Genomic DNA, 16445 nt, shown 5'->3' on the forward strand with positions numbered 1-16445 from the left:
GTGTATCAGTCAACATATTCGGTGACTGACACTCTGCATTCGCGAGCAAGCCCGCTCCCACATTTGATCTTCAGTGTGCAGGAAATCACGCTCGGCGTTATTCCGAAAAACTACGATCAAAAAAATACAAATCCCCAGGTCGCAAACTTTCCACTGTTGCCTGCGGCCGTCCGCCGTCACCATTCTTCTTGCGCCCAGTCTCACGCAAAAAGCCGGCCTCGGTCAGCTTCAACAACCGCTGCCGAATACTGGTCTTCAGCACCGGCCGCGCCAACACCAACGAAAAAATCGTAGTCGCCTCCGGCGCGCTGAACTCATTCCCTAAAAACATCAACGGCAAGCTGCTGTACAGCGACTTGGAAAACAGCCTTTCCTGTACCGCCGCCACAATCGCGTTGTGATCAAACGGCAGCTTGACCCCGCCACCCGCCACGGCATCCAGCGAGAACCACTGCTGATGCCCGGCCAGCGTCACCTCTTCAGCCACGATCGCCAGGTAATAGGTGGACGACGACCAACAGCGAGGATCGCGAAACGCATCGCCCACCGTCCCCACTTGCTCGCTCCAGGCCAGCGGCAGTCCGACCTTGTCACTCGCTCGCAACCGCTCCACGGCATCCTGAAGGCTCAGATCTTGCACGCCGCCATTCACCACCACGCCGGGCAAGGCCCAGTGCCCGGCGAAGGGCTCGGCTTCGCGCTGGTTGAGCAATATCTTCAAATCCCCGGAAGCACGGCAATAGAACAGCACGCACAAGTCCACTGTGTGCAGGTAAGCGCTGAGTGTGGGGGCGTGGTCTGGCATGTCGGGTCCTGTTGGCGGCGGTGGGGCACAGTCTAACGGATCAGGCGACTATGTCGTGTACTCGGTCCAGCATAGATAAATAAATGTTTCTTGCTATTAAAGTACATGACGTGTACTTTTGTGTCCAGGCCACAGGAGAACACAAACATGACCTTCTCTAAAAACGCTATCGCCTCATTCGACGTCGACGCCCAGAAGAGCTTCACGCCGCTGTGCCCCAACGAACTGCCCGTCGCCGGCGGTGACGAGATTGGCGCCGAGCTCAATTACATGGCCAGTCTCGCCGGGCGCCGCGTCGGCAGCAAGGACGCCCACACCCCGCACGCACCCTGGGTCGTGCAGCAACACAGCGAGATGCTGCAACCCACCGGGCTGGTGCATGCCGACGTCACCTGGGTTGCCCACTGCGTGCCCGGCACCGAAGGCTTCACCTTGCTGGATGAACTGCCCACGCCCTATGACTACGACTACTTCATCTGGAAGGGCGTCGAGCCCGACCTGCACCCCTACGGCGCCTGCTACCACGACCTCCACGACAAACTCTCCACCGGCGTCATCGAATACCTCAACGCCCAGGGCGTCCGGCGCGTGATCGTCGGCGGCCTGGCATTGGACTACTGCGTCAAGACCACCGCCTTGCAACTGCTCAAGGCCAACTTCGACGTGATCCTGCACCTGCCGGCGTGCCGTGGCATCAGCGAGGAGGGCGGTGGGCAGGCAGTCAACCATCTGCAACAAGTTGGCGTTGTGATTACCCGCAATCGGGAAGAACTGGCCGCGATGGCCGCGCGTTAAGGAGTCCCTCATGGAAAGTGCATACGACTACGACACCCCTGTGATCCAGGGCCTGCTGGACACCGATTACTACACCTTCACCATGATGCAGGCCGTGTTGCACCAGCACCCGAATGTGGATGTGGAATACCAGTTCATCGTCCGCTCCAAAGAGAAGCTCGGGCACCTGATCCCCGAGCTGCGGGTGGAGCTGGAAAAGCTCGCCGGCCTCAACATGCGCGAAGGTGAACTGCGCTTTCTGTTCAACCCGCGTCGCGAATACCTGACCCCGGATTTCGAGCGTTTCCTGGGCCTGTTCCGCTTCAACCTGCGCTATATCCACGTCAGCGAAATCGACGGCCAACTGAGCATCCGCGTGGTCGGCCCGATGCTGCACTGCATCATGTTCGAACAGCCGGTATTGGCCCTGGTCAGCGAGCTGCGCAACCGCGACAAATACCCCGACGTCACCCTCGAAGACGTCACCCGCAAGCTCTACCAGAAGTTCGACTGGCTGGAGCAAAACCTCACCCGCGACGAGCTGGCCGACCTGCGCGTGTCGGACTTCTCCACCCGCCGCCGGCTGTCGTTCAAGGCCCAGCGCGAAGTGGTGGACATCATGCGCCGCGACTTTCCCGGCCAGTTCATCGGCACCAGCAATGCGCACCTGGCCTACGAATTCGACCTGCCGCTGATCGGCACCATGGCCCACCAATGGCTGATGGTGCACCAGCAACTCGGCCGGCTGCGGGAAAGCCAGAACGCCGCGTTGGAAAACTGGGTGCGCGAATACCGTGGCCGATTGGGCATCGCCCTGACCGACTGCATCAGCACCGACTTTTTCCTCAAGGATTTCGACCTGTACTTCGCCAAGCTGTACGACGGCCTGCGCCAGGACTCCGGCGACCCGATCGTATGGGCCGACAAGGTGCTGGCCCGCTACCAGGAACTGGGCATCGACCCGATGACCAAGGACCTGATGTTCTCCGACGGCCTGAACTTCGAAAAATGCCTGCCGATCTTGCGGCACGTGCGGGGCAAGGCCAAGTTCGGCTTCGGCATGGGCACCAGCCTGGCCTGCGATGTGGACGGTGTGGAGCCGCTGAGCATCGTCATGAAACTGGTGCGGGTGCATGGCGAACCGGTGGTGAAATTCTCCGATGACCCGATCAAGAACGTCTGCGAAGACGCCTCGTTTTTGCAGTACGCGGCGCAGGTGTTCAACGTCAGCAACGTCAATCCACAGTTGGGGGTGTGACATGGATACTCAGGCACGTATTGCCCGGGAACTGAATATCAACCGGCTGCTCGGCAAGGGTGGCGAGGGCGATGAGCTGCAACGGCGTATCGATTTCATCAAGGGCACCTTGCGCCAGTCCGGCTGCCACGCGCTGGTGCTGGGTATCAGCGGCGGCGTTGACTCACTGACTGCCGGGCGCCTGTGCCAATTGGCGGTGGAGCAACTGCGCAGCGAGGACTACGAGGCACTCTTTATCGCCATGCGTCTGCCGTATAAAACCCAGGCAGACGAACGCGATGCCCAGGCCTCCCTGGACTTTATCGCGCCGGACCAGATCGAGACGCTGAACATCGCAGCCTGCGTTGACGGGCTGATGGGCAGCCTGTCTGCCGGGCAGGTGAGCGCTGAACGCATCGACTTTATCAAGGGCAACGTCAAGGCCCGGGCGCGGATGACGGCGCAATACGCCGTGGCGAATTTGCACAACGGCCTGGTGGTGGGCACCGACCACGGCGCTGAGGCGTTGATGGGTTTTTTCACCAAGTTCGGTGATGGTGCCTGCGACCTGGCGCCGCTGTCCGGGTTGACCAAGACCCAGGTGCGCCTGCTCGCCAGCGCCCTCGGCGGGCCACAGCAGTTGGTGGCGAAAGCACCGACTGCAGACCTGGAAGAACTGGCTCCGGGCAAACTGGATGAGCTGGCGTACGGGTGCAGCTACGACGAGATCGACAGCTACCTGATGGGCGAGGCGGTGAGTGAGCGGGTGAAGGCAATCGTCGAGAACGCCTACCTCAAGACCGCTCACAAGCGTGCACTGCCCGGTGTTCCGTAGTATTCAGAACGGCGAAAATAAAACATGGGAGTTTTATTCCCACCCACAAGGAGTGCGTAATGATTGACCCGCAGGTACTGCAACAACTGGCCCCCGGGGGTGTGCTCCGGGCTGCCATCAACTTAGGCAACCCGGTGCTGGCCCAACGCGGCGAGGGCGGCGAGCCCCAGGGCGTGTCGGTGGCGCTGGCCAGGGCCCTGGCCGATGAGCTGGGCGTGCGGCTTGAATTGATCACGTTTGAAGCGGCGGGTAAGGTCTTCACCGCATTGGCTGATGACACCTGGCGCGTGGCATTCCTGGCCATCGAGCCGGTGCGCGAGCAGGAAATCGCCTTCAGTGCGCCCTACGTGATCATCAAGGGCACGTACCTGGTGGCGGTGGAGTCACCGTTAAACAGCGTGGCGCAACTCGATGCTCCCGGCCAACGTATCGCCGTCGGCCAAGGCGCCGCATATGACCTGTACCTGAGCCGCACGGTGCAACACGCCGAACTGGTACGCGCACCGACCTCGGCGGGGGCCGTAGACCTGTTCATCGAACAAGGCTTGAACGCTGCGGCCGGGGTTCGGGATTACCTGCGAACCCGGGTCGATGCGCGCTGGCGCCTGCTGGACGACGACTTCATGAGCATCAGCCAGGCCGTCGCGGTACCGGTGGCGCACACAGCCGCTGCCGCGTTCGTCAAATCCTTTGTCGAACGCCAGAAAGCCAATGGTTTGGTAAAACAAGCTTTATCGCGCAGCGGACAAAGCCCGGAACTGGCGGCGCTTTAGAGACGGCGCATAAAGGATTTGACGATTTGCTGGGTGGCCTGGGTGGTGTCCAGGTCTTCCACGCGAGTGTAGGGGTGCCACTGGCATTCCGTGATTTCACTCAGTGGCCGGGCTTCGTCGATATTCACCACCGACGCCTCGAACACATGGTGCAGCGTGTCGCTGGCCTTCAACTCCTGCAATAACAGCAAACCGTCCACGTTCAGCCCGGTTTCTTCCTCCAACTCCCGTGCGGCTGCGCCTGCTGGCCGCTCGTCGCGCTCGACCTTGCCGCCGGGCAGTGCCCATTTCGATCGGGCTTTACGCACGAACAGGATGTGCCCGTCGTGCTCGCAAATCACCGTGGCCCTTATTTTCATCGTCTGTGCCCCCGCAGCTGGATGACTGTCATAAAAGTGTAATGCAATTGTCATGCTCAGTCTTTACCCGGCGGGGTGGAGAGGGGACCGGAAAACGCCGATACTGCCCCATCGAAAAAAACCCACATGAAGGAGACACCGATGAACACCGTACGCTGGGGCATGATCGGCTGTGGCGATGTCACTGAACTCAAGAGTGGACCTGCCTTCTACAAAGCGCCAGGTTCGGCGCTGGTGGCCGTGATGGGGCGCCGCGAGGAGGCCGTGCGCGATTATGCAGCACGCCACGGCATCGCCCGGTTCTACACCGACGCCCAGATGCTGATCGACGACCCTGAAGTGGACGCGGTCTACATCGCCACGCCGCCCGACAGTCATCTGGAATACAGCTTGATGGTGGCCGCTGCGGGCAAGCATTGCTGCGTCGAGAAACCCATGTCGCTGAATGCCGAGCAAAGCGCGCTGATGCAGCGCACCTTCGAACAGGCCGGGCTGCACCTGTTTGTCTCGTATTACCGGCGTTCCCTGCCGCGCTTCCAGCAGGTACGGGACTGGCTGCAGGACGGGCGCATCGGCGAGTTGCGCCATCTGACCTGGACCTTGTGCAAGCCGCCCTCAGAGGACGATGCGAGCAGCGCCAACTGGCGCACCGACCCGGCGATTGCCGGTGGCGGGTATTTTGCCGACCTGGCCAGCCACGGCTTTGACCTGTTCCAGTACCTGGCCGGGGATATTGTCGATGTGGCCGGGTTTACTGCGCGCCAGGCCGGGCGTTATGCCGCCGAGGATGCCGTCACCGCCTGTTGGACCTTCGCCTCGGGCGCACTGGGCATGGGCTGCTGGAACTTTGTCGCCGACCGGCGCGAAGACCGGGTGGAGCTGATTGGCAGCAAGGGCCGCATCACGTTCTCGGTATTCGATGAGGCACCGTTGCGGCTTGAGGCCGAGACCAGCGAGGAAGTGCTAGTGCCCAATCATGCGCATATCCAGTGGCACCACGTGTTGGGAATGAATGCGCATATTCGCGGCGAGAGCAAACACCCGGCGCTGGCGATCGAGGCGTTGAAGACCGACCGGGTCATGGACCGGGTGCTACAACGTAACCCCAATCTGGCTGTCTAGCGGTGCTTTAATTTTCTCTTTTTAAGGAATGAACGGATGAAATTGAAAGCAGCCTGGATTGTGCTTTGGCTGGCATTGGCGAGTGCCGCGACGGCGGCGCCGCGAGCCCAGGGGCAGGCCGGAGAGTTTGATTTTTACGTGTTGTCGTTGTCTTGGTCGCCGACCTTCTGCCTGACGCACCCGGACGACCAGCAATGCTCGGGCAAGGGTTACGGGTTTGTGCTGCATGGGCTATGGCCGCAATACGCGAAGGGCGGCTGGCCGGCGTCGTGTGCGCCGCAGTCGCGGTTATCAGATGCCGACTTCGCCCGGGGCAAGACCTTGTTCCCGTCGCCCAAGCTGCTCAAGCATGAGTGGGCCAAGCACGGCACTTGCAGTGGCCTTGAGGCGTCAGCCTATCTGGACAAGACCGATGCAGCGCTGGGCGTGGTCAAGATCCCGCAACAGCTTGAGCCCTTCAATGCCCCAGGCAACCTGGGTGCGCGGGACATCGAAGCGCTGTTTCGCGAGAGCAACCCGGCCATGGGCAACCACGGGCTTGCGGTGATCTGCAAGGGCGCGGTGCTGACCGAGGTGCGCGTGTGCCTGACCAAGGACCTGGCATTTGCCGGCTGCCCGCGCAGCGTCAAGAGCCAGTGCCGGGATGGCGACATTCGTATCCCGACCCAGCGCTAAGCGGACTCAGGCAGGCCCATAACCTTTATGGGTCTGCTCGATCTCCTCCACCAAACGGTCAATGCCCGCCAGGCGCGCCCGGTTGTCATGGTCCCAGGGATGAAACCCTGGCTTGAAGTAATGCAACCAGGGCAGCGCCATGCGCGGGAACACGCCCTTGGGCCCGTAGAGAAACTTGAGCATCCGCCAGAAACCCTTCAAATGCCCGCCCGAACGCCGGTCTGCAAACAGCAGGCGCAGGTGAAAATCAAGGATCACCAGCCAGAACATCGCTGTGGTGATGAGCATGGCTCCGGTGCGCAGCAAATAACGCTTGGGCCCGGGCTTGATCACGCTGTTCCACACATCAAACGCCACGGCCTTGTGCTCGGTTTCTTCCAGGGCATGCCAGTACCACATCTGCTGGTAACCTTTGACCGAATCACCGAACCGCGACGGGTCGCTGAGGAGGATTTCCGCGAGCATTGCGGTGTAATGCTCCAGGGCAATGGTCACCGCCAGGTTGAACGAGGCGGGCATGTATTTCTTTTGTGCATCGAGGATCATCTTCAGCCGACGATCCAGGGTATGCGCCGGCAGCCCGGCGGCTTGCAGCAGGTCGTTGTAGGCCACGTGTTCGCGGCTGTGCATGGCCTCCTGGCCGATGAACCCCTGGATTTCTTTCTTCAGTTCCGGGTCTTCGATGTGCTGGCGGTAATGGCGCACGCTGTCCATGAAGAACAGTTCGCCCTGGGGAAACAGCAACGACAGCGCATTGAAAAAGTGCGTAATGAACGGGCCTTGTTCGTGCCAGTTCTTGATGCGTTCGGCCGGCAGGGCAAAACGGAGGTCGCGGCGAATCGGTAGCATGGTCGGTACTCCAGTTCAGAGACGGTGCTCTTCGTTGGTTTCAAGGACGGGTGAGGGCGCGCTGCGTTGTTTGGGCGCCATGCGTTTGCTGGCGAACACCACCAGCGCTTGATAGGCGGCCGGCAGGCAACGGGCGAGCAGGTCCAGGAAGTAGGCGTCGCGGCCAATCAGCACGCGGCGTTTGTTTTTGCGTACGCCGTTCAGGATCACTTTGGCGGCTTGGTCGGCGTCGGTGATGAACAGCTTTTCGAAGTCGGCCCGCGCCTGTTGTTCGCTGTGGATCAAAAAGCCGGTCATGTTGGCGTCGATCCGGCTGCTGCGGCAGATGTCGGTGCGGATCCCTCCGGGGTGCACGCAGGTGGCCGAGACGCCACTTTTTTGCAGGTCCAGCTCCTGGCGCAGGGATTCGGTAAAGCCGCGCACGGCGAACTTGGTGGCGTTGTAGCCACTCATGCCCGGCTGGGCGAACAGGCCGAACACGCTGGAGGTGTTGACCACATGCCCATCGCCGCTGGCCTTGAGGTAAGGCAGGAAGGCTTTGGTGCCATACACCACGCCCCAGAAGTTGATCCCGACGATCCATTCCAGGTCGGTGTAATCCACGCCTTCGACGGTGCTGGAGAGTGCAACGCCGGCGTTGTTGAAGATCAGGTTGATCTGGCCGTGTTCGGCTGCGCAACGTGCGGCCCAGTCTTCCACGGCCTGGCGGTCGGAGACGTCAATTACGTGTGAGGTGACCAGCACGGGAGACAAGACCTGGGTTTTGATCAACGCAACCGTCTGCTCCAGGCCCTGGCTGTTTTTATCCGCCAGCGCCAGGTGGCAGCCCTCACGCGCCAACGCCAGTGCCAGTGCGCGGCCCATGCCTGAAGCTGCGCCGGTGATGGCCGCCACGCGGCCGTTGAATGACTTCATGACAGGCTCCCTTCTGTGGTGGTGTGGGGCGGCGCTGTAGCAGGGCGCGGCGCAGACGGCATCGGCACCAGGCTGGCGACGTAGTCCTTGAGGGCGAAATGCCGGGTCACCTGCTTGAAGCGCCAGGTCGAGCCGGGCCACAGGGTGGTGTTCTTGCCGGTGCGCGGGTCGAGGTACCAGCTCTTGCAACCGCCGGTGGACCAGATGGTGCGCTTGAGTTTTTCCTGCAGCTTGACGTTGTAGGCCAGCTCCACCACCGGCTTGACGTCCACCGTGGCGATGCGATGGCGCTGCATTTGCTGCAGGGCATCGAGGATGTAGGTGACCTGGGCCTCGATCATCAAAATCATCGAGTTATGCCCCAGCCCGGTGTTGGGGCCCACGATCAGGAACAGGTTCGGATAGCCCGGCACCGTGGTGCCCAGGTAGGCATGGGCGCCGTCTTGCCAGGTGTCCATCAGGTCGATGCCGTTGCGCCCGATGATGCAGTCACGGGGCAGGGGATCAGTGGCCTGGAAGCCGGTGCCGAAGATGATGCAATCGGCCGGGTGCTTGATGCCGTCGGCGGTGATTACCCCGTCGGCCTCGATGCGCTGCACGTTGTCGGTCACCACCTCCACGTTGCTGCGCGACAGCGCCGGGTAATAGTCGTTGGAGATCAGCACGCGCTTGCAACCGATGGTGTAGTCCGGCGTGAGGGTCTTGCGCAGGGAAGGGCGGGCCACTTGTTTGTGCAGGTGGCGCACGGCGATTTTCTGCACCATTTTCATCAGGCTCGGGTGCAGCGCAAAGCCCACCACGCGGCCTTCCAGTGCCCAGTAAAACGCACTGCGCATCAGGCGTTGGGTGAACGGCAGGTGCTTGAAGGCCCAGCGCTCAACGGCAGAAATCGGCCGGTCGGGTTTGGGCATGATCCACGGTGGGGTGCGCTGGAACAGGTCCAGGTGGGCCACCTGCGGCGCAATCTGCGGCACGAACTGAATGGCACTGGCGCCGGTGCCGATCACCGCCACGCGTTTACCCTTCAATGAGTATTCGTGGTCCCACTGCTGGGAGTGGAAGCGCTTGCCCTTGAAGCTGTCCAGGCCGGGAATGTCCGGCAGTGCCGGGCGCGACAAGCCGCCCATCCCCGACACCAGCACCCGCGCGCTGACCTGGCGGCCATTGCTGAACGTCAGGTTCCAGCGCTGTTGCGCCTCATCAAACACCGCCTTTTCCAGGCCCATGCCAAACCGCAGGAACGGCGCGAGTTCAAAGCGCCGGGCGCATTGTTCCAGGTAGGCGCGAATCTCCGCCTGGGGCGCGAATTGCCGCGTCCAGTTAGGGTTGGGCGCAAAGGAAAACGAATAGACATGGGATTGCACGTCGCAGGCGCAACCGGGGTAGTGGTTGTCCCGCCAGGTGCCGCCGAGGGAATCCGCCTGTTCGGCAATAAAGAAATCGCTGAAGCCGGCTTCCTTGAGTTTGATCGCCATGCACAGCCCGGCAAACCCGGAGCCGATGATGGCGATGTCGACGGTGTCGTGGGCATTCATAGGCTGTCCCTCGTGGGCCGGTGGCGCCTTACGGGTTGTGACATCGGATGTGCTCCTTGTTTTTGTTTTGGCTTTTTAGATAGAACACCATTGCAAAGGAAAATTGAATTAATTATTTTAAAAAAGATTTTAAATAATCTACCTGAAAATGTCGTCTAGGCTACGACCCAGTTCCTCAAGTGCGACTTATCCGACGGACGAGAGCTTTTACGCACGCAGTTAAGGTCCAGGGTGTGGACGATGGCTGAGGTCTTGACCAATACCGGTCGGGCCGCCAGCAACGCAGGGATGCAGAGGACCGAGCTATGGCTGTCGAGTGGGTTGTCGCTGCGGGTGTGTTTGTAGGGATAAGCGTAGTGTTGTGGGGCTTCAGTGCCCGGATGACACGGCGTATAGAAGCGGCTGTTCCGATCAACGGGCGCTTTCTGGAGATCAACGGCGAGCGCTTTCATTATGTAGACGAGGGCAAGGGCCCGCCGCTGGTGATGATCCACGGGCTGATGGGCAGCAGTCGCAACCTGACGTACGCCTTGTCTGCCCAGTTGCGTGAGCACTTTCGGGTGATCACCCTGGATCGTCCGGGCTCGGGTTATTCCACCCGGCGTTCGGGCACCGCCGCCGACCTGCCAGCCCAGGCCCGGCAGGTCGCGAGCTTTATCAAGACGCTGGACCTGGATAAGCCGCTGGTGCTGGGGCATTCCCTCGGCGGGGCGATTTCCCTGGCGCTGGCGCTGGACCATCCTCACATGGTGTCCGGATTGATCCTGGTGGCGCCGCTCACCCATCCCCAGCGCATGCTGCCCCTGGTGTTTATGTCGTTGGCGATACGTCCGGGATGGTTGCGGCGCTTCATGTCGCACACCCTGACCATGCCCATCGGCCTGCTGACAAAAGGCTCGGTGGTTAAGGGTGTGTTCGCTCCTGACGCCGCCCCGGAAGACTTCTCCACCCGCGGTGGCGGCTTGCTGGGCATGCGGCCCGACAACTTCCATGCGGCCTCCACCGAGATCAACCTGGTCAACGATTTCCTGCCGGATATGGTCAAGCGCTACTCGCAGCTGACCTTGCCGATCGGGCTGATCTACGGGGCGCAGGACAAGGTGCTGGACTTTCGCAAACACGGCCAGGCCTTGGCCAGCCTGGTGCCGGGCCTGAAGCTGCAGTTGGTGGAAGGGCGCGGGCATATGTTGCCGATCACCGCTACCGAGCGTGTCGCGGCCGTGGTCGAGCAGGTGGCCAGGCGTGTCCGGCCACCTGAAAGCGCCACGATTCTGCATCCGCCGTTTGCACTGGCGAGCAAATAATTGTGCGACTGAACTCGCGGTTCGAGCCCGTCAATGCTTGCCCTAGACACCTGACCAAACGGCTGAAAAAGAGACTGCCCGGTCACGTTCAAAAGGCTTCAAGAATTTAGTTGACGACCTAACGATTCCGCGCTATTTATTTAAAAAAATATTTCAATGTCTAATTTGAAATAATTTTTGAAATGCCTAAGAGCGAATAAAATAATGAAAAAAACGCCTTTTATCGCATGGTTGAAATCTCGGAGCAGTCACCGCTCCGTGTGCCTGTCTAGTGTTGCTTTTTGCTCCCTGCCCACCTGCCTCGTGCGGAGGCTGCCATGAATCAGACCCTGGCTGCCCCGAACGTCTGGACCGACGGCAAACGCCATCTGTGGTGGCTCGGCATTATGCCGCTGGCAACCCCTTTGCTGTCTGGCTCCCTGGCCATCACCACCGGTGTACAACAACTGTGGTGGGTCGGCGTGTTGGTGATCTTCGGCCTGATCCCATTGATCGACGGCCTGCTGGGCGAAGACGTCAGCAACCCGCCGGAATCCGCCGTCAGCAACCTCGAATCCCAAAGCTACTACCGCTGGATCGTCTACATCGGCGTGCTGTTTGTCATCTCCTCGGTGGTGATTACCGGGTGGCTGGCGGCAGGCGGCATCGACTGGGTCATCAACGGTGGCCTGCTGCACGCCACCGCTGCGTTGGACCCGTCGAGCTGGCTGTCGAAAACCGCCGCATACATCACCGCCCGCACCCAGCTGCATGGCGAGATCACCTGGTTCACTTACCTGGGCATGGCGATGTCCACCGGCGCGGCCACCGGCATCGCCATCAACACCGCTCATGAACTGGGGCACAAACCGCGCCTGCTGGAAGTTATCCTGGCCAAGATCACCCTGGCGCCGACCTTCTACGGGCACTTCTACACCGAACACAACCGTGGCCACCACGTACGGGTCGCCACCCCGGAAGATCCGGCCAGCTCGCGGTTGGGGGAGAGCTTCTGGGCCTTCCTGCCACGCTCGGTCTGGTTCAGCGCCCGCTCGGCGTGGAACCTGGAACGTGAACGCCTGCGCAAACTCGGCCTGCCCGCCTGGCACTGGAAGAACGGCGTGCTCAGCGCCTGGATGTACAGCGTGGTGTTGTGGGGCGCGATGATTGCCTGGTTGGGCGCAGCAGTGATTCCATTCCTGATCATCCAGGGTATCTACGGCTTCTCGCTGCTGGAAGTAGTGAACTACGTCGAACATTACGGCTTGAAACGCCAGAAGTTGCCTAATGGCCGTTATGAACGTTGCTCGCCTCGGCACTCGTGGAACAGCAATCGAATTGTCACCAACATTTTTCTGTTCCAGCTACAGCGTCACTCTGACCATCACGCCAATCCAACCAGAAGTTATCAGTCCCTGCGTCACTTTGATGAATCGCCGCAACTGCCTTACGGTTACGCCAGTATGATTGTCTGGGCGTATGTGCCGTACTTGTGGCGACGACGGATGGACCACCGGGTACTTAATCATTATGCCGGGGACATCACCCTGACCAATCTTCAACCTTCACAGCGTTTGAAGTACTTGGAGAAGTACAGCAACACCACCAGCACCTTCTAACGTAAAGCATTCAGTTGTAGGACGTACTCGGGATCTGTGCATCGCGCAGGTTTTTATCGCCAAGGGATTACCGATTTCGAGTACGGCTTAGTGGCGAAAAGTTTGTTTGACCCGAACAAAAATAAAATTAAGGGAAGGACCTACACCATGCAAAACCCTGCCAAGTTCACGACGCACATTGTATTGGCCGCCCTGGGCCTGATTGTTTACCACCAGGCCCAGGCCGCCCGTATCGAACCCGCCGGCAGCGCGTTTACTGCCCAAGGCCCCATCAGCTTTTCCAAGGGAGCGCTGATCAGTGCGGACTGCACCATCAAGGTCGCCGGCAAGGTGGCGGCGGATGGCTCGTCGGTGAATGTCGACAAAGTCGAATTCGACGGCGGCCTCAAGTGCAGTCGGGTGGAAGCGATCAACTTGCCCTGGGTATTGGTGGCCAAAGACACCAAGAGCGGCTCGATGTCGAAGATCTCCGTCGATGTGCACGCCTTTGGTTTGGGCGGTAAGTGCGGACCTTCTACTGCCGATGGCACCTGGGATAACGCCACCGGCAAGTTGGAAGCGGCCAACGTGCCTATCGGCGAAGACTGCAAGATTAAAGCGGTGTCGATCAAGATGCCGCCGAGTTTCAAAGTTGTTGAGTAACAGTTGGATGTTGTAGCGGTAATTGAATTGAAATTTGGCTGGAAAGGGAAGTTCTGCAGATTCACCGTGACCTCTCGATCATGGCCATTACCCCTGGCGAAATGACTCGCCATAACATGTGAGGAAAAATAATGAAAAGCTTGAAAACCCTCGTGTCGTTGACTGCTTTGACTGTGTGCATGGGTGCTGCTTCGATGGCTAACGCTTTTAGCCTTAGTCCAATCAACAGTAATTTCACCGCGCCAGGCACGATTTCCGTTAAGTCGCCTTCGTCGCTCCAACTGCCGATCACCTGTAACGTGACTTTTACAGGGACTATCAATGGTTCCGGCGTAGCAAGCATCAACGGCGCAGCAGTATCCGGCTCCAATAGCCTGTGCAGCCTGCCTCAGATCACCGGCTTGCCATGGATCCTGACTGCGACTGGCTCGGCGGGTGGTTCTGTAACCAACGTTGGCTACAACATTACCGCATCCGGTGTGATCCCATCCCATTGCGGCCCTTCCACTATCACTGTTGGGTACAACAACACCTCTCAGGTTCTGACGGCTACCAATCAGGCTCTGGCCGGCAGTTGCACAGTGCAGAGCTTGAGCGTGACCGTTGCAAACGTTCCAGCGTCCGGTCCGGTAGTGCCAGTTGTCATCGTTCCTTGATGATGGCTTGAGAACCAAGGGCTGATCACCCGCTACAAGGCAGGCGCCTGTAACAAGGCGCCTGTTGCGGGGAAAACGGATTTGGACGGCGGTGCGTCCATAGGGAGGAGTGATGCAATACCTGAAGCGATACATAATAAAAACAGTATCGATTTTCGTGGTTGCATTCATGTCGTCGTTTGTATTCGGGGCAACGTTTGCGCCGCCAGGTCAGTTCCTGTCGGTCAATGGCCAGATGGTTTTCAAATCGCCGGCAACATTCCAGTCCGCGGTCACATGCGATGCTTCGTTGTATGGAGTAGTTGATGGGGATGGCGTGGCGAATATAACGACTGTTTCGCTCTCCGGAACAAACACTTTATGTCGAAAAGTTGTCGTGTCGCTTTCCGCTTGGTCTATGACGGCAGTCGGTTCGTCAAATATCAGTATCGGCAACACACCGTTCTCTCTATCAGGGTTTCCTTCGGGGCCTCTAAGTAACTGTGGTCCACGTACGCTGTCTGGATTTTGGACTTCGCTACCTAATAAGTTGAATGTATTAAATCAACCACTGGCGGGATCTTGCACCATCGTATCGTTAACGGCGCAATTTACGGATCTTCACATTACTCCTTGATGGTGAGGTCTGCGGCGGGCCGCTTTAACGATGCCAACTCGCAATACAGGGTATGCCGGTCAATCCGGAGCTGAAAATAATTAGGAGTGGCAAATGAATAATAAAAAACAACACGCTCGCACATTATTGGGATTGGCAATACTGAGCGGATTAGTCGCCGCAGGTCATGCGCAGGCCGGTGGGTTTGCTACCCCGACGTTTGGTGCCGAGGGCTGGGGACGAGCGTTCGGCGGTGGTTCAATGTTCAAGGACGACCCGTCGTCGGCTTATAACAACCCGGCCGCCATGGCCTTCATTGATCACAATATCGCCCAGTTCAACATTGACTACGCGCGCATCAATATCAAATACAAGGGCACGGCCAAGGACTACGCGGGCAATGACCCGGCTGCCGTTACCCTGGACCCGAATACTGGTGACATGACGTCTGTACCCCGCACCGGTACTGGCGGGCAAGGTGGCTTTACGGCGTGGTTACCCACTGGATTCATGGTCATGCCCATCGGCGATCGCTTCGCCTTCGGCCTGAGCCAAGTGGTGCCAATGGGCGCGCGCACCACCTGGGATGATGACTGGATTGGCCGGGACTTTGCCGTTGACACGCGTATCGAAACCGTTGGCGTGACAGGGTCGCTTTCGTTCAAGGTCAATGATGAGTTCTCCATCGGCGGCGGTGCCATTGTTCAGCACACCAAGGGTTTCGTCAGCCAGAACATTGACTTGTATGCAGCGGCAGCGCTGGCTCCGGGTGTCGGTATTCCGTTTCCTTCGGGAGTGGGCCATTCGTTGATACGCGTCAAAGTTGACAATACCTCGGTAGGTTGGTTTGCCGGTGTGGCTTGGAAGCCAACACTACAAGACACTCTGGGCTTGAACTACCACGCCAAGATCAAGAATAAACTTGAAGGGAAATACAACATCTACGCGGATCCAGGATCGCAGGCCCTGGTTGAGGGCGGGTTGCCGAACGCTTTGTATCCCGGGCTTAACCTTCAAATGAACGGCAACGCCACAACCCAACTGGACATCCCTGCCAACGCGTCCTTCGATTGGGTGCACCAGTTCACCGACCGCTTTACGCTGGGTGCCAGCGTTACCTGGACGCAGTGGTCATCGTTCAAAAACCTGACCTTGAAATCCGATGGCTCCACCATTGTGGCCATTCCGTATAACTACAAGGATGCCTGGATGGTCTCCCTCGGTGGCGACTACAAACTCACCGACGACTTCACTCTGCGTGCCGGTGTGGCTACGGACCAGACGCCTACCCGTAACTCCACCCGCGACCCACGTATTCCAGACGGCGACCGGATTTTCACGTCCCTGGGCTTCGGTTATAAGATCCGGGCTATCCCGGGCCTTGGAATCGACGGTTCCTACTCCCACCAGTTTGTTGAGAAGGCCAAGTTGCAGACTCATAACCAGGATCGTCTGGGCGGAGCGACCCTGGATGGCAAGGCGGACGCTTATGGGGATGTGGTCAGCCTGGGGGTCACCTACGAGTTTTGATCTGCTGTCGCAACGCCTGTTTCCGACAGCAGTCAGCGCATCTTTCTGCCCGGTCTATAACTGGCATTGCATCGACGGGTCGCCCACGCGACCCGTTCCGATCCCTCTACCGCTAATCAACCCGGTTGACGCCCTCAGCCGTTAATTTTTTCGCCCAAGCATTAAATAAAAATTTCAAAACAAAATTTGAATTTATCTTTTCAAGTTTGTAATGTGGCTTTACCTCACAGGTCATTCCGAT

Annotated in this window: 17 protein-coding genes; 12 read left to right on the top strand and 5 right to left on the bottom strand. The window is 59.2% G+C overall.

All coding sequences use genetic code 11. The features are described from left to right. Window positions 1-97: 97 nt before the first annotated feature. Window positions 98-805 (bottom strand): NUDIX hydrolase, encoded by a 708-nt coding sequence (locus CEC48_RS21640; RefSeq protein ID WP_088425597.1) that lies wholly within the window; start codon window positions 803-805, stop codon window positions 98-100. Window positions 806-952: 147 nt separating this feature from the next. Between CEC48_RS21640 and CEC48_RS21645 the strand changes: the two genes are divergently transcribed. From CEC48_RS21645 to CEC48_RS21660, 4 genes are read left to right on the top strand one after another with little or no spacing between them, the layout of a single operon-like run. Further along, window positions 953-1600 (top strand): nicotinamidase, encoded by a 648-nt coding sequence (locus CEC48_RS21645; protein ID WP_088425598.1) that lies wholly within the window; start codon window positions 953-955, stop codon window positions 1598-1600. Window positions 1601-1610: 10 nt separating this feature from the next. Further along, the gene (gene pncB, locus CEC48_RS21650; protein WP_088425599.1) at window positions 1611-2837 is read left to right on the top strand and encodes a nicotinate phosphoribosyltransferase; all 1227 of its coding nucleotides are present in this window, start codon (window positions 1611-1613) and stop codon (window positions 2835-2837) included. 1 nt (window position 2838) lies between these two features. After that, window positions 2839-3651, top strand: a complete 813-nt coding sequence (gene nadE, locus CEC48_RS21655; RefSeq protein WP_088425600.1) for an ammonia-dependent NAD(+) synthetase — start codon at window positions 2839-2841, stop codon at window positions 3649-3651. Between the two features lie 59 nt (window positions 3652-3710). Further along, a complete protein-coding gene (locus CEC48_RS21660; protein ID WP_088425601.1) occupies window positions 3711-4424 on the top strand; it encodes a transporter substrate-binding domain-containing protein in 714 nt (237 codons plus the stop codon). On the opposite strand, the gene CEC48_RS21665 is transcribed toward CEC48_RS21660, so the two are convergent. Then, the gene (locus CEC48_RS21665; protein ID WP_088425602.1) at window positions 4421-4783 is read right to left on the bottom strand and encodes an NUDIX hydrolase; all 363 of its coding nucleotides are present in this window, start codon (window positions 4781-4783) and stop codon (window positions 4421-4423) included. The two genes, CEC48_RS21660 and CEC48_RS21665, sit on opposite strands and share 4 nt — an antisense overlap. A 141-nt stretch (window positions 4784-4924) precedes the next feature. Here CEC48_RS21665 and CEC48_RS21670 point away from each other — a divergent pair, with 141 nt between their 5' ends. Both CEC48_RS21670 and CEC48_RS21675 read left to right on the top strand, forming a co-directional pair. Continuing rightward, window positions 4925-5905, top strand: a complete 981-nt coding sequence (locus CEC48_RS21670) for a Gfo/Idh/MocA family protein (RefSeq protein WP_088425603.1) — start codon at window positions 4925-4927, stop codon at window positions 5903-5905. Between the two features lie 36 nt (window positions 5906-5941). Then, complete coding sequence (locus CEC48_RS21675) at window positions 5942-6580, top strand: ribonuclease T2 (RefSeq protein WP_088425604.1); 639 nt, start codon at window positions 5942-5944, stop codon at window positions 6578-6580. Window positions 6581-6586: 6 nt separating this feature from the next. Here CEC48_RS21675 and CEC48_RS21680 read toward each other — a convergent pair whose 3' ends face one another. The 3 genes from CEC48_RS21680 to CEC48_RS21690 are packed head-to-tail and all read right to left on the bottom strand — an operon-like array spanning window position 6587 to window position 9879. After that, complete coding sequence (locus CEC48_RS21680) at window positions 6587-7429, bottom strand: metal-dependent hydrolase (protein WP_088425605.1); 843 nt, start codon at window positions 7427-7429, stop codon at window positions 6587-6589. A gap of 15 nt (window positions 7430-7444) precedes the next feature. Then, a complete protein-coding gene (locus CEC48_RS21685) occupies window positions 7445-8344 on the bottom strand; it encodes an SDR family oxidoreductase (protein WP_088425606.1) in 900 nt (299 codons plus the stop codon). Next, window positions 8341-9879 carry an NAD(P)/FAD-dependent oxidoreductase gene (locus CEC48_RS21690; protein WP_088425607.1) on the bottom strand — a complete coding sequence of 513 codons (1539 nt, stop codon included), beginning with the start codon at window positions 9877-9879 and terminating at the stop codon, window positions 8341-8343. Before CEC48_RS21690 ends, CEC48_RS21685 begins: the two co-directional genes overlap by 4 nt. Window positions 9880-10184: 305 nt before the next feature. Between CEC48_RS21690 and CEC48_RS21695 the strand changes: the two genes are divergently transcribed. From CEC48_RS21695 to CEC48_RS21715, 6 genes are all read left to right on the top strand, one after another. Continuing rightward, window positions 10185-11183, top strand: coding sequence for an alpha/beta fold hydrolase (locus CEC48_RS21695; protein WP_088425608.1), 999 nt, complete (start codon window positions 10185-10187; stop codon window positions 11181-11183). 317 nt (window positions 11184-11500) lie between these two features. Beyond that, entirely contained in the window at window positions 11501-12781 is a 1281-nt protein-coding gene (locus CEC48_RS21700; RefSeq protein WP_088425609.1) for an alkane 1-monooxygenase, read from the top strand. 147 nt (window positions 12782-12928) lie between these two features. Continuing rightward, window positions 12929-13423, top strand: a complete 495-nt coding sequence (praA, locus tag CEC48_RS21705; protein WP_088425610.1) for an alkane oxidation protein activator PraA — start codon at window positions 12929-12931, stop codon at window positions 13421-13423. 131 nt (window positions 13424-13554) lie between these two features. Beyond that, window positions 13555-14079, top strand: coding sequence for an alkane oxidation protein activator PraB (praB, locus tag CEC48_RS21710; protein ID WP_088425611.1), 525 nt, complete (start codon window positions 13555-13557; stop codon window positions 14077-14079). A gap of 112 nt (window positions 14080-14191) precedes the next feature. Continuing rightward, window positions 14192-14695, top strand: a complete 504-nt coding sequence (locus CEC48_RS31235) for a hypothetical protein (protein WP_141099706.1) — start codon at window positions 14192-14194, stop codon at window positions 14693-14695. Between the two features lie 93 nt (window positions 14696-14788). Next, window positions 14789-16204, top strand: a complete 1416-nt coding sequence (locus CEC48_RS21715; protein WP_088425612.1) for an outer membrane protein transport protein — start codon at window positions 14789-14791, stop codon at window positions 16202-16204. Window positions 16205-16445: the final 241 nt, after the last annotated feature.

Origin of the sequence: Pseudomonas sp. K2I15, assembly GCF_002204795.1 — a bacterium.
Taxonomy (GTDB): Bacteria; Pseudomonadota; Gammaproteobacteria; order Pseudomonadales; family Pseudomonadaceae; genus Aquipseudomonas.